We start from the raw sequence: 21,550 nt of genomic DNA on the forward strand, positions 1-21,550 counted from the left end.
AAGAGGGATGCGTCCCACGGTCGATCGGGGACGCCGGAGCCGGCCCGCGCGGCGACCCGGAGCCGCCGGTGCGCGGCGGCGTCAGGTCTGGTTGACCGGGAGGACGTCGGGCGACAGGGCGCCGGCGCGCGCCGCAGCCGAGGTCATGCGGCGGCGGTGGTGGCGCCGGCAGAGGACCTCGTAACCGATCTCCTCCGAGGGCCGGTTCACGTCCCCGACGACGACCTGCTCGCCCTCGACGACCATCTCGCCGCCCACCGTGCGGGCGTTGTGCGTGGCGCGCGCGCCGCACCAGCAGAGGGCCTCGACCTGGAGCTGTTCGATCCGGTCCGCCAGCTCGATGAGCCGCTGCGAACCGGGGAAGAGCTTGGTCCGGAAGTCGGTGGTGATACCGAAGGCGAAGACGTCCATGCCGAGGTCGTCGACGATCCGGGCGAGCTGGTCGATCTGGTCCGGGGCGAGGAACTGCGCCTCGTCGACGATCACGTAGTCCGCCTTGCCGCCCTGGGAGAGCTGCCCGACGAGGTAGGCGTACAGGTCCATGCCCTCGCCGGCCTCGACCGCCTCCGTCACCAGGCCGAGGCGGGAGGAGAGCTTGCCCTCGCCCGCCCGGTCGTCACGGGTGAAGATCACGCCCTGGAGCCCTCGGGCCGACCGGTTGTGGCCGATCTGGAGCGCCAGGGTGCTCTTCCCGCAATCCATCGTTCCGGAGAAGAAGACCAGCTCGGGCATGACGGGTCGGGGACCTTTCAGGTCGTGGGGGGGGTGAGGGGCGGGGAAGGGCGGTGGGGTTCAGGAACGGACTTCGAGCAGCGGGACGAGCTGCTCCGCGGGGGTCATCGACCCGTGCATCCCGGCCATCGCGGACTCGTGGGGTTCGTTGACGGAGGCGGTGATCGCGACGTCGTCGTGGGCCGCGGCGACGACGTCGCCGATCCGCCCGTACACGCGCTCGTCGACCTCGTCCCCGAACCAGCCCAGGTCGATGGCCTCGTCGCGGCCCGCGACCCAGAACTGCTCGCCGACGACCTCGCGCCAGCAGGTCAGGACGTCCGCCTGGGCCCCGGGCACCGCGTACACGTGCCGGGCGCGGCCCTCTCCGCCGAGGAGGGCGACGCCGGCGCGCAGCTCCCAGTCCTCGTCGAAGTCGATGCGGTGCCGGTCGTCGAAGGGGATGTCGACCATGCCGTGGTCGGCCGTGACGTAGAGCGCCGAGCGGGGAGGCAGCTGCTCGGCGAGCCGCTGCACCAGCCGGTCGACGAACATCAACTGACCGCGCCAGGCGTCGGAGTCGATGCCGAAGCGGTGTCCGGCGCCGTCGAGTTCGCTGTAGTACGTGTAGACCAGCGAGCGGTCGCCCGCGGCGAGCTGCTCGGCGGCGAAGTCCACGCGCTCCTCGCCGGAGAGCCGCCCGTGGAACGTTCCGCCGCTGAGCGCGACCTTGGTGAGCGGGGTCTGCTCGAAGATCGGGGACGACACCTGGGCGGTGTGGATCCCGGCGTCGTGCGCGAGCTGGAAGACCGTCGGGTACGGCTGCCAGACGTGCGGCGGGGTCCACGGCTTCCAGCGCAGCTGGTTCATCAGCGCGCCGCTGTCGGGGTCGCGCACCGTGTAGCCGGGCAGTCCGTGCGTCCCGGGATAGCGCCCGGTGCCGACCGAGGCCAGCGAGGTCGCGGTCGTGGCCGGGAACCCGGCGGTGATCGGGCGGCCCGTGCCGCCGCGCGAGGAGCCGAGCAGCGAGGTGAGGTAGGGCGCCTCGTCCGGGTGGGACCTGATCTGCTCCCAGCCGAGGCCGTCGATCAGGAAGACGCAGTTCCGGTCGGCCGGGGCCAGCTCCGCGATCCGCGGGTCGAAACCGGGCACGCCCTGACCGGCGACGAGCGTCGGGAGCAGGTCGCCGAGCGAGCCGAAGGTGTACTCGGGCACCGGCGCGCTCTCGGGGGCGAGCGGGAACGGGTCGTCGGGCCAGCCGTGGGTCATCGCGGCGGGCTGCGCCATCAGCGGGTGGGCGCGGCGGTCGCCGCGATGGCTTCGGAGAGGGCCTGGGCGAAGGCGAGCGTCTGCCGGACGGTGTCAGGGCCGTCGCCGGCCTCGCTCACCCGCAGGCTCAGGTCGTCGGCGGTGGCGTTGCCCGTGTAGCCGTGGTCGGCGTCGCAGTTGGAGTCGCCGCAGGCGGCGGGCTCCAGGTCGATGCGCGAGACGGCGCCCCAGCCGATGGTGAGGACGACCTCGCGGGGCAGCGTGCCCGGCGTGTACGACTCGGGGTTGGCGACCACACGGCTGACGACGACCGACGAGATCCGGTCGAGCTTCACGGACTCGGTGGACGTCGTGGCGTACGGCGTCGGGGAGCTGGTGTCGGCGGCCTGCTCGTCGGTGTGGCTGACGATGAAGCGGTGCGGGGTCAGGACGAGGACGGTGACGTGGCGCCGGACCTCGTTCGCGTCGAAGGTGGTCTCCTGGTGGACCACGTACGACGCGACGGCCTCGCCGCCGACGGCGGCCTCCACCGCCTCGGCCACGAGGGCCGGGTAGTAGCCGCTGCGCTCGATCGCCGCGCGCAGCCCCTGGGTCGTCGTCCCGCTCTTTGCCATGGACTCCATCCTACGGGGCCGTGGGCCCCCTCCGGCCCCGTCAGTAACGGGGCAGGCTGCGCGGACCGAGGTCGGTCCGGGGCGGCGGAGGGGCCAGCCGGACGGTGGTGCCGAGGACGGAGAGCCCGCGCGGGGCGACCACCACCGGCTCCAGGGAGACCGCGACCACCTCGGGATGGTCGTCGACGAGCCGCGAGACCCGCAGCAGCAGCTCCTCCAGGGCGGGGGTGTCGACGGGTGCGGAGCCGCGCCAGCCGAAGAGCAGCGGCGCGGTCCGCAGGGAACGGACGAGTTCGGCGACGTCCCGGTCGGTGGCGGGGACCAGCCGGTGGGCCGTGTCGCCGAGCAGTTCGGAGGGCGCGCCCGCCAGGCCGAAGGAGAGGACGGCGCCGACGGCGGGGTCGATGGCGGAGCGGACGACGGTGTCGACCCCCCGGGGCACCATCGCCTGGACGACCGGCTGGAGCTCCTCCGGCTTGCCCAGGACCTCGGTGAGTTCGGCGTAGGCGGTGCGGAGCTGCTCCTCGGACGCCAGGTCGAGGCGGACGCCGCCGAGGTCGGGCCGGTGGCGCAGGTGCGGCGCGGTCGTCTTCAGGGCGACGGGGTAGCCGAGGCGCGCGGCGGCCGCGACGGCGGCGTCGGGGGTGGGCGCCGGCAGGGTCGGCCGCACGGCGACGCCGTACCGCGCGAGCAGCTCCCCGGCCTCGTCGGTGCCGAGGGTCACACCCCGGGAGTCGGAGTCGTCGGCGCGCTGGTCGCCGAGCACGCGCGCGATGAGCCCGGCGGCCCCCGCCTCGTCGATGTCCTCGTACTCGGGCACCCGGCCGGGTTCGGCCGCCTGGCGCCGCCACTGTCCGTACCGCACCGCCTCGGCCAGCGCCCGCACGGCGCGCTCGGCGGCGGGATAGGCCGGGATGGCGGCCGGGGCCGGAGGGGCGAGGGGCGTCTCCTCCGCACCGGCGGGCAGGTCCGAACGGGTGGCGGCCCCCGTACCGGAGGGCGTACTCGTGTGAGGTACGTCGCTTCCGGGGCGCGCAGCGGAGGGGCCGGCGGTCGCGGGTCCGGCGGCGGGTCCGGCTGCGGCCTCGGATCGCGTGGCGGCCGAAGGGGTCGCGTCCGGGGTGGTCGCCTCCGGTCGGGCGGCGGCGGGGCTCGCGCCGTCACGGCCGGGCGGGGCCGGGCGGGTGCTCGTGGCGACCGCGAGGGCCTCGGCGAGACCGCCCATCTCGACGTGGACGACGACGACGGGCTTGGTGGGCGCGGACGCCGAGGCCACGGCCTCGCGGAGGGCGGCCGCGAGGACCTCGCCGTCGCCGAACTCGGTGGCGCCGTTCTCGCCGACCCAGGGGATCGCGGTGACGACGACGGCGTCGGACGTCTCGTCGGCGAGCGCCGCCGCCAGGGCGTCGCGGAAGTCCGCCGGCTCCGCCGCCGTCGTCAGGTCGAGCGGGCGCAGCGGCCGCAGCCCCTCGGTCAGGCAGGCGTCGTAGGTGAGGAGGCCGAGCGACTCGGAGTTGCCGAGGATCGCGACGCGGGGCCCGGCGGGCAGCGGCTGGGCGGCGAGGAGGAGTCCGGCGTCGACGAGTTCGGTGACGGTGTCGACGCGGATGACGCCTGCCTGGCGGAGCAGCGCGGAGACCGTGGCGTGCGGGATGCGGGTGACCGGCACCCGGTGGCCGGGCGGGGCGCTGCCGCTGTGCCGGGCGCCCTTGACGACGACGACCGGCTTGACGGCGGCGGTCCGGCGGGCCAGCCGGGTGAACTTGCGGGGGTTGCCGATCGACTCCAGGTAGAGGAGGACGACGTCGGTGCCGGGGTCGTCGTACCAGTGCTGGAGGAAGTCGTTGCCGGAGACGTCGGCGCGGTTGCCGGCCGAGATGAAGGAGGAGAGGCCCGCGCCGCGCCGGTGGAGCCCGGCGAGGAGGGCGATGCCGATGGCGCCGGACTGGGTGAAGAGCCCGATGCGGCCGGCGGCGGGCATCTGCGGGGCGAGCGAGGCGTTGAGCCGGACGTCGGCCGCGGTGTTGATGATCCCGAAGGCGTTGGGGCCGATGATGCGCATCCCGTACGAGCGGGCCTGCCGCACGAGTCGGCGCTGGCGCTCCCGGCCGTCGGCGCCGCTCTCCGCGTATCCGGCGGACAGGACCACGATGCCCCGGACGCCGTGCTCGCCGCAGTCGGCGACGGCCTGCGGGACGCGTTCGGCCGGGACGGCGACGATCGCCAGGTCCACCGGTGCGCCGATGGCGCCGACGGACGGGTGGGCGGGGACCCCGTCGAGCTCGGCGGGGCTGTCGGTGAGCGCGGCGTTCACCGCGTACACGGGTCCGCTGAAGCCGGCCCCGATCAGGTTGCGGAGCACGGTCCGGCCGACGCCGCCGGGGGCCCGGCCGGCGCCGACCACGGCGACGGAGCGGGGGGTGAGGAGCCGCTGCACGGAGCGGGCCTCCGCGCGCTGCTCCCGCGCACGCTGGACGGCGAGGGAGCGGTCGGTGGGTTCGAGGTCGAGGTGGAGCCGGACGGAGCCGTCCTCGAAGCTGCGCTTCTGGGTGTAGCCGGCGTCCGTGAAGACCTTGATCATCTTGTTGTTGGCGGGGAGCACCTCGGCGGCGAAGCGCCGGATGTCCCGCTCGCGCGCCACGGCCGCGATGTGTTCGAGGAGGGCGGAGGCGACGCCGCGCCCCTGGTGGGCGTCCTGGACGAGGAAGGCGACCTCGGCCTCGTCGGCGGGCCGGGAGGCGGGCATCCCGCGGTCGTCGATGCGGTCGTAGCGCACGGTGGCGATGAACTCGCCGCCCACGGTCGCCGCGAGTCCCACCCGGTCCACGAAGTCGTGGTGGGTGAAGCGGTGGACGTCCTTGGCCGACAGGCGCGGGTAGGGGGCGAAGAAGCGGTAGTACTTCGACTCGTCCGAGACCTGCTCGTAGAAGCTGACGAGACGCTCGGCGTCGTCGGCGGTGATGGGTCTGATGCGCGCGGTGCCGCCGTCGCGGAGGACCACGTCCGCTTCCCAGTGGTCGGGGTAGGCGTGCTCCGGCGGGGCCGGTCGATCCGCCGCTTCCGACTGCTCCGACGCGCTCTGCATGGGGTCAGCCTACGGCCGCGACACGACCGCGGCACCGCTCGCGCGGCGGGTGTGCGCCGTGCAAGGTAGGGAGGGCCGAAGGGCGGTCCGATCCGGGCCGAAGGTCGGCGCGAGCACCACGCAGCACATGAGAGACTGGTCTAGACAACCCGCTTGAGACCCGAAGGGCAACACCATGGCTGAGCGCCGCGTCAACGTCGGCTGGGCCGAGGGCCTGCACGCCCGCCCCGCGTCCATCTTCGTCCGTGCCGCCACGGCTTCCGGCGTCCCGGTGACGATCGCCAAGGCCGACGGCTCCCCGGTGAACGCCGCGTCCATGCTCGCCGTGCTCGGCCTGGGCGCGCAGGGCGGCGAGGAGATCGTCCTGTCCTCCGACGCCGACGGCGCCGAGGTCGCGCTGGACCGTCTCGCGAAGCTGGTGGCCGAGGGCCTCGACGAGCTCCCCGAGACCGTCTGATCCGCTTCCCCGTGGAATCCCTTCGGATTCCGCACACGCAAAGCCGTGACTGCCGAAATCGAGGCGGTCACGGCTTTCGCTTTTCCCGGACGATCGATTTCGGGCAGCGCGAACAGCGCCCACCGAATTCCTGTTCTTTGTATACGGCCACTTCGTTAATTCCGGACGCTCGCCGTGTTGACGACATGTTGCGAAACCCTCACACGGTCGCGTCCCGATGTTTTCAGGCGGTGCAGCGACAGGGTGCGCTCCGCGTGGAGCGCGGTCAGCGCGCGGGCCCGCTCGGCGTCGCCGCGCGCCACCGCGTCCACGATCGCGCCGTGTTCGGACCAGACCTCGACCGGCTGGGCGGGCTGGTCCACCACGTACATCCAGGCGATCTTGTGGCGCAGCTGGGTGAGCAGCGCCGTCAGGGCCGGGCTGCCCGACGCCTGCGCGAGCGTCTCGTGGAACCAGCCGCCCAGCGAGCGCAGGTCCTCGCCCTGACCGCGCCTGGCACGCTCCTGCCCCAGCCTGACCAGGCCCCGCAGGACCTTGAGGTGGGCGTCGGTACGGCGCTGGGCGGCCCGCGCCGCCCCCAGGGGCTCCAGCAGCGACCGCATGTCGAGGAGGTCGGCCGCATCCTGCTCCGTCGGTTCGGCGACGTGCGCGCCCGCGTGCCGGCGGGTGAGGACGAAGCCCTCGGACTCCAGGGTGCGCAGGGCCTCGCGGACCGGGACGCGCGAGACCCCGTACCGGCGGGCGAGCTGTTCCTCGGTCAGCCGGCTGCCCCGCTCGTAGACACCGGAGACGATGTCGTCCCGGATCGCCGTGCATACCGACTGCGCGGGAATGCGCATATCCGACCTCCGCCTTGGTCCGCGCGAGACAATTCGAGCGGCGCCTGTTCTGCGCCTGATCTTCGACTCTATTGCAGCGCGCCCGAATTTCCGATGCCCCGAAGGAATCCTTGGCGAACGTCACCGGCTTCGGGACAGCGAAAAGCCCCGGCTCAGTACGAGCCGGGGCTTTTGCGACGCGATGCGCGGGCGGTGCGGGTCAGACCGCGACGCCGCGGGCGCGGAGGTACGCGATCGGGTTGATGTCGGAGCCGTAGTCCGCGCCCGTGCGCGCCTCGAAGTGGAGGTGCGGGCCGGTGGAGTTGCCGGTCGAGCCGGAGACGCCGATCGGCTGGCCGGGCTCGACGGTCTGGCCGACGTGGACCCCGATGGAGGAGAGGTGCCCGTACTGGGTGAACGTGCCGTCGTTCATCCTGATGACGATGTTGTTGCCGTACGCGCCGCCCCAGCCGGCCTCGACGACGGTGCCGGAGCCCACGGAGACGACCTGCGTGCCGTAGGCGGCGTGGAAGTCGACGCCGGAGTGGCTGCCGGAGGACCAGAGCGACCCGCCGGTCTTGTAGCCGGTGGAGATGTACGAGCCGGCGACGGGGAGCTGGAAGGAGGCCAGGCGGCGGCGCTCGGCCTCGCGGGCGGCGCGCTCGCGCTCCAGCCGGATCTCCTTGGCGCGGGCCTCGGCCTTGCGCTTCGCCTCGGCCTTGGCCTTCGCCTTGGCGATGGCCTCGACGGCCTCCCGCTCCTGGGCGGCGGCCTGGGCGTTGATCCGGTCCACGAGGGAGTCCTCGGTGATCACCTGGGTGAGGCCGGTGTCCTCGGGGGAGCGGTTGTCCGTGTCGGCGGCGAGCGCCGGGGAAGCGAGGGTTCCGATGACGCCGGTGGTGGCGAGGGTCGCGACGCCTGCGATGCCCACGCCGCGGCGTGCCATCCGGCTCGGACCACGATGCTTCCCGGTGGCACGGGTGAACGCCATGTAGGGGCTGGTCCTTTCCTTCCTTCTCGCCTACCGGGTTAGCTGACGGGTTCGGAGCAGGAAGGTCTCCTACGGGCCCCTCCGCACGAGACGAAGGCGTCCGATTCACCCCAGGGACTCGATGTGGGTCCCCGGCTCCCCAGGCTCGCGCCTGACGGGGACTCGGCGATGACTGTCCGATGCCGCGGCTGCGGCACGTGCAACTGACGAACAGCCGCACCGACGCTATGCGGATCGTCTTTCAATCACCAACCGGACAGGCTTTTTGTAAGACATGCCACAGGGCATACGATCACCGTTGCCCTCAATACGGACAAAGGGGAGGACCCCGGCGAACAGCTCGCCGGGGTCCTCCCGTTGCCTCACGAGGGCCGGAATCAGCCCGTCACGACGGTCACTTCGCCGATGCCGAGCTCCCGCACCGGCTCCGCGATCTGCGCCGCGTCGCCCACGAGCACCGTCACGAGCCGGTCCACGGGGAAGGCGCTGACGACGGCCGCGGTCGCCTCGACCGTGCCCGTCTCCGACAGCCGCGCGTACAACTGGGCCTGGAAGTCGTCCGGAAGGTGCTGCTCGACCTGGTCGGCGAGCGTCCCGGCGACGGAGGCGGCCGTCTCGTACTTGAGCGGCGCGACGCCCACCAGGTTCTGCACGGCCGTCTCGCGCTCCGCGTCCGTCAGCCCCTCGGCGGCGAGGGTGCGCAGCACCTGCCACAGGTCGGCGAGGGCCGGGCCGGTGTTGGGCGTGTCGACGGAGCCGCTGATGGCCAGCATCGAGGCGCCGTTGCCCCCGGCGTCCGAGCGGAGCACCTGCCCGAAGGCCCGCACGCCGTACGTGTAGCCCTTCTCCTCGCGCAGGACCCGGTCGAGCCGCGAGGTGAGGGTGCCGCCGAGGCAGTACGAGCCGAGGACCTGGGCCGGCCAGACCCGGTCGTGCCGGTCCGGACCGACCCGGCCGATGAGCAGCTGGGTCTGGACGGCGCCGGGACGGTCCACGATGACGACCCGTCCGGTGTCGTCGGCGGTGATCGGCGGCATCGGGAGCGGCTCGGCCGGCTCGCCGGTCCAGGCGCCCAGCGAGTCCGCGAGGACCTTGTCGAGGTCCACGTCCGTCAGGTCGCCGACGACCACCGCGGTGGCCGTGCCGGGCCGCACGTACGCCTCGAAGAAGGCGCGGACGGCGGCGGCGTCGATGGCGGCGACGGTCTCCTCGGTGCCCTGACGCGGCCGGGACATCCGGGACTCGGCCGGGAAGAGCTCCTTGGAGAGCTGCTTGGCGGCGCGGCGGCCCGGGTTGGCCGTCTCGTGCGGGATCTCGTCGAGACGGTTGCGCACCAGGCGCTCGATCTCGGTGTCCAGGAACGCCGGCGCGATCAGGGCCTCGGAGAGCAGCCCCAGGGCCTTGGGCAGCCGGGAGGCGGGCACCTCGAGGGAGACCCGCACACCCGGGTGGTCGGCGTGCGCGTCGAGCGTGGCGCCGCACCGCTCCAGCTCGGCCGCGAACTCCTCCGCGCTGTGCTGGTCGGTGCCCTCCGAGAGCGCCCTGGCCATGATGGTGGCGACACCGTCGAGACCGGCGGGCTCGGCGTCCAGCGGGGCCGGCAGGAAGATCTCCACCGCCACGACCTGCTGGCCGGGGCGGTGACTGGTCAGCAGCGTCAGACCGTTGTCCAGCGTCGTCCGGTCCGGGGCGGGAAAGGCCCAGGGCCTGGCGACACCCGGCGCCGGCTGCGGGTGGAAGTCCATGCTGGTCAAAGACACGGCAGCGTCGGTCACTGGTCCGCTCCCTCTTCCTCGTCGCTGTCGCTCTCGTCGGCGGCCACCGGCTCGTAGACCAGGACCGCGCGGTTGTCGGGGCGCAGCTTGGCCGCGGCGACCGCCTGCACCTCCTCGGCGGTGACGGCCAGGACCCGGTCCACGGCCGTCAGGGCGAGCTGCGGGTCGCCGAACAGCACGGCGAACCGGCACAGTTCGTCGGCGCGGCCCGCCACGGTGCCGAGCCGGTCCAGCCACTCGCGCTCCAACTGGGCCTGCGCGCGCTCCATCTCCTCGGGCGTCGGCCCCTCGGCGGCGAACCGGGCGAGCTCCTCGTCGACGGCCGCCTCGATCTGCGGGACCTCGACGCCTCCGGAGGTCTTCACGTCCAGCCAGCCGAGCGAGGGCGCGCCGGCGAGGCGCAGCAGGCCGAAGCCGGCGGCGACGGCCGTGCGGTCGCGGCGGACCAGCCGGTTGTGCAGGCGGGAGGACTCGCCGCCGCCCAGGACCGTCAGCGCCAGGTCGGCGGCGTCGCACTCGCGCGTACCGTCGTGCGGCAGCCGGTAGGCGGCCATCAGCGCGCGGGCCGGGACCTCCTCCTCGACGACCTCGCGCAGCTGCTCGCCGATGACGTCGGGGAGGGAGCCGTCGCGCGGCGGGCGCTTGCCGTCGTGCTGCGGGATGGAGCCGAAGTACTTCTCGATCCAGGCGAGCGTCTGCGCCGGGTCGATGTCGCCGACGACGGACAGCACCGCGTTGTTCGGGGCGTAGTACGTGCGGAAGAAGTTCCGCGCGTCCTCCAGCGTCGCCGCGTCCAGGTCGGCCATGGAGCCGATCGGCGTGTGGTGGTAGGGGTGACCCTCCGGGTAGGCCAGCGCCGTGAGCTTCTCGAAGGCCGTGCCGTACGGCACGTTGTCGTACCGCTGGCGGCGCTCGTTCTTGACGACGTCCCGCTGGTTCTCCATGGACTCGTCGTCCAGGGCGGCCAGCAGGGAGCCCATGCGGTCGGCCTCCAGCCAGAGCGCGAGCTCCAGCTGGTGGGTGGGCATGGTCTCGAAGTAGTTGGTGCGCTCGAAGCTCGTCGTGCCGTTGAGCGAGCCGCCCGCGCCCTGCACCAGCTCGAAGTGACCGTTCCCGTGGACCTGCTTCGAGCCCTGGAACATCAGGTGCTCGAAGAGGTGGGCGAGGCCCGTGCGGCCCTCGACCTCGTGGCGCGAGCCGACGTCGTACCAGAGGCAGACCGCCGCGACCGGGGTCAGGTGGTCCTCCGACAGCACCACACGCAGGCCGTTCGCCAACCGGTGCTCGGTCGCTGTCAGGCCGCCGGAGCCGGCCTCGGCCGTGGCCGTGTGACCCATGGGCATGTACGTCCCTTCGATCGCGATGTGAAAAAGTCCTGCCACTGTATGCAAGCGCGCCGACACCTGGCGAAGTTCCCGCCCGGTCCTGATGTCCCTCTTCCGGGTCGCGGTCGGCGTTGTCGGTGGCACGGTCCACAATGGTCCGCGTCAGATCAACCTTGTTGGTGAAGGAGCCGCAGCCGCGATGGCCCGCCGCAGCACGAAGACACCGCCGCCGGACGACGCGTTCGAGGAGCGAATCCTCGACATCGACGTCGTCGACGAGATGCAGGGCTCCTTCCTCGAGTACGCGTACTCGGTGATCTACTCGCGCGCGCTCCCGGACGCCCGCGACGGGATGAAGCCCGTCCAGCGCCGGATCGTCTACCAGATGGGCGAGATGGGCCTGCGCCCCGACCGCGGGTTCGTCAAGTGCGCCCGCGTCGTCGGCGAGGTGATGGGCAAGCTGCACCCGCACGGCGACGCGTCCATCTACGACGCCATGGTCCGCATGGCGCAGCCGTTCTCCATGCGGCTCCCGCTGGTCGACGGCCACGGCAACTTCGGTTCCCTGGGCAACGACGACCCGCCGGCCGCCATGCGGTACACCGAGTCGCGGATGGCCCCGGCCGCGCTGCTGATGACCGAGTCCATCGACGAGGACACGGTCGACTTCGCGCCGAACTACGACGGCCAGGAGCAGGAACCGGTCGCGCTCCCCGCCGCCTACCCGAACCTCCTGGTGAACGGCGCCTCCGGCATCGCGGTCGGCATGGCGACCAACATGCCGCCGCACAACCTCGGCGAGGTGATCGCGGCCGCGCGCCACCTGATCCGCCACCCGAGCGCCGACCTCGAGACCCTCATGCGGTTCGTGCCCGGCCCCGACCTGCCCACCGGCGGCCGGATCGTCGGCCTGTCCGGCATCAAGGACGCGTACGAGTCGGGCCGCGGCTCCTTCAAGATCCGCGCCACGGCGACCGTGGAGACGGTGACGGCCCGCCGCAAGGGCATCATCGTGACCGAGCTGCCCTTCACGGTCGGCCCCGAGAAGGTCATCTCCAAGATCAAGGACCTCGTCGGCTCCAAGAAGCTCCAGGGCATCGCGGACGTCAAGGACCTCACCGACCGCAGCCACGGCCTGCGCCTCGTCATCGAGGTCAAGAACGGCTTCGTGCCCGAGGCCGTCCTGGAGCAGCTCTACAAGCTGACGCCGATGGAGGAGTCCTTCGGCATCAACAACGTGGCGCTGGTCGACGGCCAGCCGCTCACCCTCGGCCTCAAGGAGCTCCTGGAGGTCTACCTCGACCACCGCTTCGAGGTCGTCCGGCGCCGCTCCGAGTTCCGCCGGACCAAGAAGAGCGACCGCCTCCACCTGGTGCTCGGCCTGCTCGTCGCGCTGCTCGACATCGACGAGGTCATCCGCCTCATCCGGGAGAGCGACAACTCCGCGCAGGCCAAGGAGCGCCTGATGGAGCGCTTCTCGCTGAGCGAGATCCAGACGCAGTACATCCTGGACACCCCGCTGCGCCGCCTCACCCGGTTCGACCGGATCGAGCTGGAGACCGAGCGCGACCGGCTCACCGGCGAGATCGACGAGCTGACCGGCATCCTCGACTCCGACGCCGAGCTGCGCAAGCTCGTCTCGGCGGAGCTGGCCGCGGTCGCCAAGAAGTTCGCCACCGACCGCCGCACCGTCCTGCTGGAGTCCGCCGGCGCGCCCGTCGCGGCGGTCTCGCTGGAGGTCGCGGACGACCCCTGCCGCGTCCTGCTGTCCTCGACCGGCCTGCTGGCCCGCACGGCGACGGCCGAGCTGCCCCCGGTCGACCCGGAGGCCGCACGCGCCAAGCACGACGTGATCCTGTCCGCGGTGGCGGCCACCCAGCGCGGTGACGTCGGAGCGGTGACGTCGGCCGGCCGGCTGCTGCGGATCGCGGTGATCGACCTGCCGCAGCTCCCGAACACCGCGAGCGCCCCGAACCTGGCGGGCGGTGCGCCGCTCTCCGAGTTCCTGTCCCTGGAGGCCGACGAGACGGTGGTCTGCCTGACCACGCTCGACGAGTCCTCGCCCGGCCTGGCCCTCGGCACGCTCCAGGGCGTGGTGAAGCGCGTGGTGCCGGACTACCCGGCCAACAAGGACGAGCTGGAGGTCATCACCCTCAAGGACGGTGACCGGATCGTCGGCGCGACCGAGCTGCGGACCGGGGAGGAGGACCTGGTCTTCATCACCTCCGACGCCCAGCTGCTGCGCTACCAGGCCGCGCAGGTACGGCCCCAGGGCCGTCCCGCGGGCGGCATGGCGGGCATCAAGCTGACGGCCGGCGCCGAGGTGCTCTCCTTCACCGCGGTCGATCCGGCGGCGGACGCCGTCGTGTTCACCGTCGCGGGCTCCACCGGCACCCTGGACTCCGCGGCGGGCACCTCGGCGAAGCTGACCCCCTTCGACCAGTACCCGCGCAAGGGCCGCGCCACCGGCGGCGTCCGCTGCCAGCGCTTCCTCAAGGGCGAGGACGTCCTGATCTTCGCCTGGGCGGGCACCACCCCGGCACGCGCCGCCCAGAAGACCGGTGCCCCGGTCACCCTCCCCGACCCCGACCCCCGCCGCGACGGCTCGGGAACCCCGCTCCCCCACCCGGTCGACGTGGTGGCGAGCCCGGCCTCCTGACCGGACCGACGACGCAAGGAGACCCCGCGCGACAGGCGCCCCGCCTCGCCGCCCGGGGTCTCCCCCCGTCCGGCCCCAGGCGCCGGCCCCGTCCCCCTCGGACCTCCTGCCCCGGCCATCCCGTCTCACGGGACCGTCGGACGGGCTTCCCGACCGCCGGGTAGCCTCGGCCCGGTGACCGGCCGGGGGCTGCTCCGGCACGTCTGACGCCCGAGTGAAGGACGGCCTCGTTGACGGACGAAGCATTCAGCATCGACAAGCGCCCGCTCCGCGACCTGCTCCGGCAGGTCGCTGAGGGAAGAGCGCAGCTCCCCGAGTTCCAGCGGGGCTGGGTGTGGCCCCATCCGAACATCACCGCGCTGCTCGCGTCCGTGTCGCAGGGGTTCCCGGTCGGCACGGTCATGACGCTGCAGTCCGGCGGGGACGTCAGGTTCAAGCACCGGCCCATCGAGGGCGCGGAGCCGCCCCGGGACACCGAGCCGGAGACCCTCGTCCTCGACGGCCAGCAGCGTCTCACCTCGCTCTTCCAGTCCATCAAGCTGGGCAAGCCGGTGGTGACCCAGGACCTGCGCAAGCACCGGGTGTCCGGCTGGTTCTACGTCGACATGCGCGCGGTCCTGGACGGGCAGACGGACCGCGAGGACGCGATCCGCTTCCTGCCGGAGGACAGGATCGTCAGGAACTTCCGCGGCGAGGTGCTCCAGGACTACTCCAGCCGCGAGAAGGAGTACGAGGCCCGGCTCTTTCCGCTGAGCGCCGTCCTCGACCCCTACGACTGGAGGATGGGCTTCCAGGAGTTCTGGTGGGACCGCGACAAGGAGAGCCTCCGTGACTGGGGACGGTTCGAGGAGGTCTTCGTCAGGAACTTCGACCGCTACCAGGTGCCCGTCATCTCCCTCGGCAAGAACACGGCCCGTCAGGCCGTCTGCCAGGTGTTCGAGAACGTCAACACCGGCGGCGTCTCCCTCACCGTCTTCGAGCTCCTCACCGCCACCTTCGCGGCGGACGAGTTCGACCTTCGGCAGCACTGGGAGAAGGAGGTCAAGGCGTCCTGGCAGGCACCGGAGTACCGCATCATCAGGGACGTGTCGAACACCGACTTCCTCCAGTCGGTGACCCTGCTCGCCACGGCCGCCCGGCGTGACGAAGCCGTGGCACGCGGGGTGGCGGAGGAGCGTCTTCCCCGCATCGGCTGCAAGCGCAAGGACATGCTGGAGCTGCGCCTGGACGAGTACGAGCGCTTCGCGCCACTGGTCGTCCAGGGGTTCAAGCGGGCGGCGAAGTTCCTGCACCAGCAGTTCGTCTTCGACACCAGGTTCCTGCCGTACGGCACCCAGCTCATCCCGCTCGCGGCGATCCTGGCGCTCGCGGGTGAGGACGCGCAGAGCGCCGGGGCCCAGCACAAGCTCGCCCGCTGGTACTGGTGCGGGGTCTTCGGGGAGCTGTACGGCGGCTCGACCGAGACCCGGTTCAGCCACGACCTGCCGGATGTCGTCGGCTGGATCAGGGGCACCCCGGGCGAACCCCGCACGATCGAGGCCGCGGAGTTCGCGCCCAGTCGCCTCCTGACGCTGCGGACCCGTAACAGCGCCGCGTACAAGGGCATCTACGCACTGCTGCTCAAGGCCGGCGCCATGGACTGGCGCACCGGCGAGAAGGCGGAGATCACCGGCTACTTCGACGAGTCGATCGACATCCACCACATCTTCCCGAAGGTGTGGTGCGAGGAGGCGGGCAAGGACCCCGGGCGCTACAACTCCATCATCAACAAGACCCCCCTGACCGCCCGCACGAACCGGATCATCGGGGGCAACGCGCCCTCCGACTACCTGGTGAAGCTCGCCAAGAGCGCGGAGTCGACGCCGGAGGTGGTCCACGGGCACATCCGGTCCCACCTGGTCGCGCCGGAACTCATGGCGCTCGACGACTTCCACGCCTTCTTCGCCGCGCGGAAGGCCGCCCTGCTCGCACAGGTGGCCTCCGAGATGGGCAAGGTCATCGTGGACGACGGTGCGGACGGCCCCGGCCCTGATGAGGCGGAGTCCGGGGAGCTCGCAGAGGTCCTCTGATCGTCGCGTGGCGGTCCGGTCAGGCCGGTTCCTCCTCAGACCGCTGCACGTACCGCAGGACGCCCCACATCCCGGTTTCGTCGGGGGTGTCCTGCGGGCCGTTCAGCTCGCAGGAGGCCAGTTCCTTGCGGAGGCCGGCCGCGTCGATGCCGGAGCCGATCAGGACGAGCTGGGTGAGCCGCTCCTCGCCCTCGGGCCACGGCTCGGGGTAGAAGCGCAGGAAGCGGCCCACCGCGTGGACGCCGTAGCGGTTCGCCGGGTCGGCGAGGCCGAAGTCGACGAAGCCCTTGATCCGGTAGAGACCCTCGGGGCGGGCGTCGAGGAAGGCCATCATGCGGCGGGGGTGGAGCGGGGTGGCGGCGGTCAGGGAGACGGTCTCGTAGGACGTGTGGGTGTGGGCCTGCGGGTCACCGTCGCAGTCCTCCTCCGCGTACAGGATGTCCTCGATCGACATCTGGCCCTCGATCTCCCCTTCGGGGACCACCCGGTCGAAGAGCAGCTCCGGGTCGATCCGCCCGTGCGTGGCGTCGACGACCACGGCCTTCCCGGCGAGACCGCCGACCGTCTCGTGGACGGCGAGCAGCTCGGCCCCGGAGACCCGGTCGGTCTTGTTCACGACCACGAGGTCGGCGATCGGCAGGTGCCGGTCGGTCTCGGGGTGCCGCGCCCGGGTCGCGGAGAACTCGGCCGCGTCGACGACCTGGACGAGCCCGCCGTACACGATCCGCTCGTTCTCGCTGGCGAGGACCATCCGCACCAGTTCCTGCGGCTCGGCCAGCCCGCTCGCCTCGATCACGATCACGTCGAGCCGCGACTCTGGGCGGGTGAGGACCTCCAGGTACTCGTCGAGTTCGCTCGCGTCGACGGCGCAGCACAGGCAGCCGTTGCCGAGGGAGACGGTGGAGCCGACCTGCCCTGCGATCCTCATCGCGTCGATGCCGATGTCGCCGAAGTCGTTGACCATGACACCGATACGGGTCCCCCGGGAGCTGCGCAGCAGATGGTTGAGCAGCGTGGTCTTCCCGGCGCCGAGGAACCCGGCCAGGACGACGACGGGGATCTGCTGCGTGGTCAAGGGACGTGCCTCCGGTTCCTGCGGGGTCCCACGGGTGTGGGTCCTCCAGAATAGGTTTCCGGACGGACGCCCGCGCCGACGCCATTTCCGGTCGCCGGGCGCGGCACCGTACCTTTTCCGGCATGAACCCCGCACAGACCAGCCCTCCGCGCCCCGTGGTGCGCCGTCGGCGGTTCGGGTGGCCGCAGCGGGTGTTCTCGCAGGTCCTGCTGATGCAGCTGGCCATCGCGACCGGTGTGACCGTCCTCGCGACGGGGCTGTTCCTGGCCCCGCTCAGCGCTCAGCTCGACGACCAGGCCATGCGGCAGGCCCTGGCCATCGCCGACACCGCCGCTTCGCCGCGCGTCGCCCGCGACCTGACCGGGAGTGCGCCCTCCGCTCGGGGCCCGGTCCAAACGGAGGCCGAACGGATCCGGGTCGCGACGGGCGCCGAGTACGTCGTGGTCATGGACACCCGGGGGGTGCGCTGGTCGCACACCGACCCCGCCCGGATCGGCAGGCTCGTCTCCACGGACCCGAGCGACGTCCTCGCCGGGCGCGAGGTGATGGAGATCGACGACGGCACCCTGGGCCGCTCGGCACGCGGCAAGGTGCCGCTGCGGGACGCGGACGGGCGGATCGTCGGCGCGGTGTCGGTCGGCATCGCGTACGACAGCGTCCGGGACCGGCTCCTCGCGGCGATCCCCGGGCTCCTCGCCTACGCCGGCGGCGCGCTCGCCGCGGGGGCCCTGGCCGCCTATCTGATCTCCCGGCGTCTCCAGCGCCAGACCCACGACCTGGCCTTCTCCGACATCTCCGCGCTGCTCGCCGAGCGCGAGGCGATGCTGCACGGCATCCGCGAGGGCGTCGTGGCCCTGGACCGCAACGGCTCCGTACGGCTCGTGAACGACGAGGCCCGGCGACTCCTCGGTCTCGGCCCGGAGGCCGACGGCAGACCGCTGGACGAGGTCCTCGGCGCGGGCCGGACGGCGGACGTCCTCGCCGGCCGGGTCACCGGCGACGACCTGCTCACCGTCCGGGGGCACCGGGTGCTGATCGCCAACCGGATGCCGACGGACGACGGCGGCGCCGTCGCGACGCTGCGCGACCGCACCGAGCTGGAACACCTCGGGCGCGAGCTGGACTCGACCCGCGGCCTGATCGACGCCCTCCGCGCGCAGGACCACGAACACGCCAACCGTCTGCACACCCTCCTGGGCCTCCTGGAGCTGGAGATGCACGAGGAGGCCGTCGAGTTCGTCACCGAGGTGGTCGGCGTGCACCGGGCCACCGCCGAGCAGGTCACCGAGAAGATCCACGACCCGCTGCTCGCCGCCCTCCTGGTCGGCAAGTCCACCGTTGCCGCCGAGCGCGGGGTCTCGCTGCGCCTCGCCCCCGACTCCTTGCTGCCCGACCGGCTCGTCGATCCGCGGGAGCTGGTCACCGTGGTCGGCAACCTCGTCGACAACGCCCTCGACGCCGTCGCCGGCACCGCCGGCGCCCGGGTGGGCGTCAGCCTCGGGGGCGAGGGGCGCACGGTCGTCCTGCGGGTCTCGGACAGCGGACCGGGCGTCCCCCGGGACCGCCGCGAGCTGATCTTCACCGAGGGCTGGACCACGAAGGCGCTCCCCGCGCACGGCAAGCGCGGACTGGGCCTCGCCCTGGTCCGCCGGCTCGCCGAACGCCGGGGCGGCACCGCCCGGGTCACCGACGGCCCCGACGGCGGCGCCGAGTTCACGGTCGTCCTCCCCGACGCCCTGACCGAGGAACCGGAGCGCCTCGCGACCCTCCCGGGCGCCATCGACCCCACCAACCCCGTCGCCCCCAAAGGGGTCGGGCTCCCCGGAGCCGCGGGACCGGAGACGGCGGAGGAAGCGCGATGATCGACGTGCTCGTGGTCGACGACGACGTCCGGGTCGCGCGGATCAACGCCGCCTACGTCGCCAAGATGCCGGACTTCCGGGTCGTCGCCACCGCCCACTCCACCGCCGAGGCGCTCGCCGCCCTGGACGGACACGCCGTCGATCTGATCCTCCTGGACCACTACCTGCCCGACGAGAACGGCCTCGCCGCCGTACGGGAACTCCGCGCCCGCGGCCACCAGTGCGACGTGATCATGGTGACTGCGGCCCGGGACGTGGCGACCGTGCAGGCCGCGATGCGCCACGGAGCCCTCCAGTACCTGGTGAAGCCGTTCAACTTCGCCGGACTGCGGGCCAAGCTGGAGGCGTACGCGACCCTCCGCCGCACCCTGGAGAGCGGCGGCGAGGCCGAACAGGCCGAGGTGGACCGGATCTTCGGCGTCCTCTCGGCCGGTGCCGTCGCCCCGGACCTGCCCAAGGGCCACTCCCCCACGACGGCCGAGCTGGTTCGGCAGGTCCTGCTCGCGGCCGACGGACCGCTCTCCGCACAGGAGATCGCCGAGCGGTCCGGCGTCAGCCGCCAGACCGCACAGCGCTATCTCAAGCTCCTCGAACGCACCGGCCGCGTCCGCCTCTCCCTCCGGTACGGCGAGACCGGGCGCCCCGAGCACCGATACGCCTGGGCCTCCTCGCACCCCGCCCCCTGAAGCCCCGGAACGGCCAGGCCCTGGGCACGGGGCCGTGTCAGACGGCTCCGGCGCCGGTGAGCGCCCGGACCTCGGTCTCGGCGTGCCGGGCCTCGTCGGACGGTTCCGACGAGGTCGCCGTGCCGATCCAGCCGGCGAGGAAGCCGAGCGGGATGGAGACCACACCCGGGTTCTGCAACGGGAACAGGTGGAAGTCGACGCCGGGGAAGAGCGCCTCCGGGCTGCCGGAGACGACGGGCGAGAGCAGGACCAGCACCACGGCCGGGATCAGACCGCCGTACACCGACCAGACCGCCCCCCGGGTGGTGAACCGCCGCCAGAAGAGCGAGAACAGCAGCACCGGCAGGTTGGCGGAGGCCGCGACCGCGAAGGCCAGACCGACGAGGAAGGCGACGTTGAGGTCGCGGGCCAGCAGCCCGAGCCCGATGGCCACCGCGCCGATCACCGCGGCGGCGACCCGCGCGACGGTCACCTCGCTGTACGGCTTCGCGTGCCGGCGGCGCAGCGAGCTGTACAGGTCGTGGGCCACGGACGCCGACGAGGCCAGGGTGATGCCCGCGACCACGGCGAGGATGGTGGCGAAGGCGACGGCGGCGACGATGGCGAAGAGCACCGTGCCGCCCGTGGAGCCCGCGCCGCCGCCGAGGTCGAGGGCGAGCAGCGGCACGGCCGTGTTCCCCGACGCGTTGGAGGAGCGGACCGCGTCCGGGCCGATCAGGGCTGCGGCGCCGAAGCCGAGCACGATGGTCATCAGGTAGAAGCTGCCGATGAGCCCGATGGACCAGACGACGGAGCGGCGGGCGGCCCGGGCCGTCGGGACCGTGTAGAAGCGCGAGAGGATGTGCGGCAGTCCGGCGGTGCCCAGGACCAGCGCGAGGCCGAGGCTGATGAAGTCGAGCCGGGACGTCCAGTCGCCGCCGTAACGCAGCCCCGGGGCGAGGAAGTCCATGCCGTGGCCGCTGCGCTGGGCCGCCGTGGAGAGCAGGCTGTTCACGTCTCCGTGGAAGCGGAAGAGGACGAGGACGGTCAGCGCGACGGTCCCCGACATGAGCAGCACCGCCTTGACGATCTGGATCCAGGTGGTGGCGCGCATGCCGCCGAGCGACACGTAGACCACCATCAGGGCGCCGACGCCGATCACCGTCCACGACCGGGCCGCCTCGCCGGTCCCTCCGAGCAGCAGCGCGACCAGGCTCCCGGCCCCCACCATCTGCGCCACGAGGTACAGCACGGAGACCGCCACCGAGGAGGTGCCCGCGGCGATCCGCACCGGCCGCTCGGCCATCCGCGCGGCGACGACGTCGGCCAGCGTGAACTTTCCGCAGTTGCGGACCAGTTCGGCGACCAGCAGCAGCACGACCAGCCAGGCGACGAGGAATCCGACGGAGTACAGCATGCCGTCGTAGCCGTAGAGCGCGATCAGCCCGGAGATGCCCAGGAAGGAGGCCGCGGACATGTAGTCGCCGGCGATCGCGAAGCCGTTCTCCAGGGGGGAGAACAACCGGCCCCCGGCGTAGAACTCCTCCGCCGAACCGTGCCGGTTCCGGCTCACCCAGGTCGTGATCCCCAGGGTGACCGCGACGAAGGCGCTGAACAGCAGGAGCGCGAGGGTCTGATGGTCTCCGGTCACGACTGCACCGCCCCTCGGGTCATCTCCTGGGTGTCCCAGCGCAGTTCCAGCGCCGCCCGGTCCCTGCGCAGCCGCGCGTGCCGCGCGTAGGCCCAGGTCAGCAGGAAGGTGGTGAGGAACTGTCCGAGCCCCGCGACCATCGCCACGTTCACCGCGCCGGCGACGGGCCGGGCCATGAACCCGGGCGCCGCGGTCGCCGCCACCACGTAGGCGAGGTACCAGAGGAGGAAGGCGAGAGCGGCCGGGAAGACGAACCGGCGGTAGCGGCTGCGCACTTCCTGGAAGGCGGGGCTCCGCTGCACTTCCAGATAGATCTCCGCCGCGCTGTGGACTCGCTGCCTCGGCACCGCGTCGGCGGGACTGCCACCGGACACCCCGGCCTCCGCGCGCTCACCTCCGTCGGTGCCCGTCGCCTCGTACCAGGGGTCGCCGACCGGCAACGCCGACGCGTCGCGCCCCTCCTGCTCGTCCACCTGCTCCACCGGTCAACTCTCCTTGTCAGCGAACCGTTTCGGCCGCGTGCC

The 21,550-nt window shown here is 72.5% G+C and carries 16 protein-coding genes and 1 riboswitch; of the genes, 5 read left to right on the forward strand and 11 right to left on the reverse strand.

The window, feature by feature from the left end:
* Window positions 1-81: 81 nt before the first annotated feature.
* Genes AB0424_RS15475 through AB0424_RS15490 form a run of 4 tightly spaced genes read right to left on the reverse strand, consistent with a single transcriptional unit; the run spans window position 82 to window position 5,679 of the window.
* Window positions 82-732, reverse strand: a complete 651-nt coding sequence (locus tag AB0424_RS15475; RefSeq protein WP_366305553.1) for a thymidine kinase — start codon at window positions 730-732, stop codon at window positions 82-84.
* Between the two features lie 60 nt (window positions 733-792).
* Window positions 793-1,998: a nucleotide pyrophosphatase/phosphodiesterase family protein gene (locus tag AB0424_RS15480; RefSeq protein WP_366305554.1), complete on the reverse strand. Its 1,206-nt coding sequence runs from the start codon at window positions 1,996-1,998 to the stop codon at window positions 793-795.
* On the reverse strand, window positions 1,998-2,594 hold the full coding sequence (locus AB0424_RS15485) for a DUF5998 family protein (RefSeq protein ID WP_366305555.1): 597 nt from the start codon (window positions 2,592-2,594) through the stop codon (window positions 1,998-2,000). Before AB0424_RS15485 ends, AB0424_RS15480 begins: the two co-directional genes overlap by 1 nt.
* Before the next feature lie 40 nt (window positions 2,595-2,634).
* Window positions 2,635-5,679: a GNAT family N-acetyltransferase gene (locus AB0424_RS15490; protein WP_366305557.1), complete on the reverse strand. Its 3,045-nt coding sequence runs from the start codon at window positions 5,677-5,679 to the stop codon at window positions 2,635-2,637.
* A gap of 175 nt (window positions 5,680-5,854) precedes the next feature.
* On the opposite strand from AB0424_RS15490, the gene AB0424_RS15495 reads away from it, so the two are divergent.
* The gene (locus AB0424_RS15495) at window positions 5,855-6,136 is read left to right on the forward strand and encodes an HPr family phosphocarrier protein (RefSeq protein ID WP_366305558.1); all 282 of its coding nucleotides are present in this window, start codon (window positions 5,855-5,857) and stop codon (window positions 6,134-6,136) included.
* A gap of 155 nt (window positions 6,137-6,291) precedes the next feature.
* On the opposite strand, the gene AB0424_RS15500 is transcribed toward AB0424_RS15495, so the two are convergent.
* The 4 genes from AB0424_RS15500 to AB0424_RS15515 form a co-directional block, all read right to left on the reverse strand.
* The gene (locus AB0424_RS15500; protein WP_366305559.1) at window positions 6,292-6,975 is read right to left on the reverse strand and encodes a GntR family transcriptional regulator; all 684 of its coding nucleotides are present in this window, start codon (window positions 6,973-6,975) and stop codon (window positions 6,292-6,294) included.
* Between the two features lie 199 nt (window positions 6,976-7,174).
* On the reverse strand, window positions 7,175-7,945 hold the full coding sequence (locus tag AB0424_RS15505; RefSeq protein ID WP_366305561.1) for a M23 family metallopeptidase: 771 nt from the start codon (window positions 7,943-7,945) through the stop codon (window positions 7,175-7,177).
* Window positions 7,946-7,957: 12 nt separating this feature from the next.
* Window positions 7,958-8,123, reverse strand: a riboswitch (cyclic di-AMP (ydaO/yuaA leader).
* A 199-nt stretch (window positions 8,124-8,322) separates the two neighbouring features.
* The gene (locus AB0424_RS15510) at window positions 8,323-9,720 is read right to left on the reverse strand and encodes a pitrilysin family protein (protein ID WP_366305563.1); all 1,398 of its coding nucleotides are present in this window, start codon (window positions 9,718-9,720) and stop codon (window positions 8,323-8,325) included.
* Window positions 9,717-11,057 (reverse strand): pitrilysin family protein, encoded by a 1,341-nt coding sequence (locus AB0424_RS15515; protein ID WP_366305767.1) that lies wholly within the window; start codon window positions 11,055-11,057, stop codon window positions 9,717-9,719. Before AB0424_RS15515 ends, AB0424_RS15510 begins: the two co-directional genes overlap by 4 nt.
* Before the next feature lie 187 nt (window positions 11,058-11,244).
* Here AB0424_RS15515 and AB0424_RS15520 point away from each other — a divergent pair, with 187 nt between their 5' ends.
* Both AB0424_RS15520 and AB0424_RS15525 read left to right on the forward strand, forming a co-directional pair.
* Entirely contained in the window at window positions 11,245-13,704 is a 2,460-nt protein-coding gene (locus AB0424_RS15520; protein WP_366305565.1) for a DNA topoisomerase IV subunit A, read from the forward strand.
* Window positions 13,705-13,934: 230 nt separating this feature from the next.
* Entirely contained in the window at window positions 13,935-15,773 is a 1,839-nt protein-coding gene (locus AB0424_RS15525; RefSeq protein ID WP_366305566.1) for a DUF262 domain-containing protein, read from the forward strand.
* 19 nt (window positions 15,774-15,792) lie between these two features.
* Here AB0424_RS15525 and AB0424_RS15530 read toward each other — a convergent pair whose 3' ends face one another.
* Window positions 15,793-16,848, reverse strand: a complete 1,056-nt coding sequence (locus AB0424_RS15530; protein WP_366305568.1) for a GTP-binding protein — start codon at window positions 16,846-16,848, stop codon at window positions 15,793-15,795.
* A 122-nt stretch (window positions 16,849-16,970) separates the two neighbouring features.
* Here AB0424_RS15530 and AB0424_RS15535 point away from each other — a divergent pair, with 122 nt between their 5' ends.
* Both AB0424_RS15535 and AB0424_RS15540 read left to right on the forward strand, forming a co-directional pair.
* Entirely contained in the window at window positions 16,971-18,710 is a 1,740-nt protein-coding gene (locus AB0424_RS15535; RefSeq protein WP_366305570.1) for a sensor histidine kinase, read from the forward strand.
* Window positions 18,707-19,396: a response regulator gene (locus AB0424_RS15540; RefSeq protein WP_366305571.1), complete on the forward strand. Its 690-nt coding sequence runs from the start codon at window positions 18,707-18,709 to the stop codon at window positions 19,394-19,396. Before AB0424_RS15535 ends, AB0424_RS15540 begins: the two co-directional genes overlap by 4 nt.
* A 37-nt stretch (window positions 19,397-19,433) precedes the next feature.
* Here the strand turns inward: AB0424_RS15540 and AB0424_RS15545 are convergent, their stop codons facing one another.
* Both AB0424_RS15545 and AB0424_RS15550 read right to left on the reverse strand, forming a co-directional pair.
* The gene (locus AB0424_RS15545) at window positions 19,434-21,026 is read right to left on the reverse strand and encodes a cation acetate symporter (protein ID WP_366305573.1); all 1,593 of its coding nucleotides are present in this window, start codon (window positions 21,024-21,026) and stop codon (window positions 19,434-19,436) included.
* On the reverse strand, window positions 21,023-21,508 hold the full coding sequence (locus AB0424_RS15550; RefSeq protein ID WP_366305575.1) for a DUF485 domain-containing protein: 486 nt from the start codon (window positions 21,506-21,508) through the stop codon (window positions 21,023-21,025). Before AB0424_RS15550 ends, AB0424_RS15545 begins: the two co-directional genes overlap by 4 nt.
* Between the last annotated feature and the right edge of the window lie 42 nt (window positions 21,509-21,550).

It is taken from the genome of Streptomyces sp. NPDC051180, from assembly GCF_040689545.1.
Taxonomy (GTDB): Bacteria; Actinomycetota; Actinomycetes; order Streptomycetales; family Streptomycetaceae; genus Streptomyces.

Excerpts from the sequence above, each read along its gene's own strand:
- AB0424_RS15475 (WP_366305553.1), bottom strand. The coding sequence starts at position 732 with ATGCCCGAGCTGGTCTTCTTCTCCGGAACGATGGATTGCGGGAAGAGC.
- AB0424_RS15480 (WP_366305554.1), bottom strand. The coding sequence starts at position 1,998 with ATGGCGCAGCCCGCCGCGATGACCCACGGCTGGCCCGACGACCCGTTC.
- AB0424_RS15485 (WP_366305555.1), bottom strand. The coding sequence starts at position 2,594 with ATGGCAAAGAGCGGGACGACGACCCAGGGGCTGCGCGCGGCGATCGAG.
- AB0424_RS15490 (WP_366305557.1), bottom strand. The coding sequence starts at position 5,679 with ATGCAGAGCGCGTCGGAGCAGTCGGAAGCGGCGGATCGACCGGCCCCG.
- AB0424_RS15495 (WP_366305558.1), top strand. The coding sequence starts at position 5,855 with ATGGCTGAGCGCCGCGTCAACGTCGGCTGGGCCGAGGGCCTGCACGCC.
- AB0424_RS15500 (WP_366305559.1), bottom strand. The coding sequence starts at position 6,975 with ATGCGCATTCCCGCGCAGTCGGTATGCACGGCGATCCGGGACGACATC.
- AB0424_RS15505 (WP_366305561.1), bottom strand. The coding sequence starts at position 7,945 with ATGGCGTTCACCCGTGCCACCGGGAAGCATCGTGGTCCGAGCCGGATG.
- AB0424_RS15515 (WP_366305767.1), bottom strand. The coding sequence starts at position 11,057 with ATGGGTCACACGGCCACGGCCGAGGCCGGCTCCGGCGGCCTGACAGCG.
- AB0424_RS15520 (WP_366305565.1), top strand. The coding sequence starts at position 11,245 with ATGGCCCGCCGCAGCACGAAGACACCGCCGCCGGACGACGCGTTCGAG.
- AB0424_RS15535 (WP_366305570.1), top strand. The coding sequence starts at position 16,971 with ATGAACCCCGCACAGACCAGCCCTCCGCGCCCCGTGGTGCGCCGTCGG.
- AB0424_RS15540 (WP_366305571.1), top strand. The coding sequence starts at position 18,707 with ATGATCGACGTGCTCGTGGTCGACGACGACGTCCGGGTCGCGCGGATC.